Annotated in this window: 1 protein-coding gene; it reads left to right on the top strand. The window is 51.1% G+C overall.

The features are described from left to right. The first annotated feature begins 2 nt into the window (after positions 1-2). On the top strand, positions 3-185 hold the full coding sequence (locus IAE36_RS23805) for a hypothetical protein (RefSeq protein WP_236409267.1): 183 nt from the start codon (positions 3-5) through the stop codon (positions 183-185). Positions 186-227 lie beyond the last annotated feature (42 nt).

The raw sequence follows: 227 nt of genomic DNA, 5'->3' as shown, positions 1-227 counted from the left end.
CCATGCCCGTCACCTCCCTCCGCAAGTCCTTCGTTCGGCCTCCTGAAGTCGTGAAGATCAAGATCACAGTCAAGATCAAGATCTACAGCAACAGCAACAGCAACAGCAACAGCTACAGCGAACTTACATGTTTCCATACACTAACTGGAAGAACGCGATCGCTCTTGCTTCTAAGTGCGCGATAGTTCAAGCAACACAGATTGCGACTTCAGGAGGCCGAGCGTAGG

Source organism: Pseudomonas sp. S36 (assembly GCF_016647875.1).
Taxonomy (GTDB): domain Bacteria; phylum Pseudomonadota; class Gammaproteobacteria; order Pseudomonadales; family Pseudomonadaceae; genus Aquipseudomonas; species Aquipseudomonas parafulva.
This window is presented reverse-complemented; position numbering and strand designations above follow the sequence as displayed.

Coding starts and splice junctions, on each gene's coding strand:
- IAE36_RS23805 (WP_236409267.1), top strand. CDS start 3: ATGCCCGTCACCTCCCTCCGCAAGTCCTTCGTTCGGCCTCCTGAAGTC.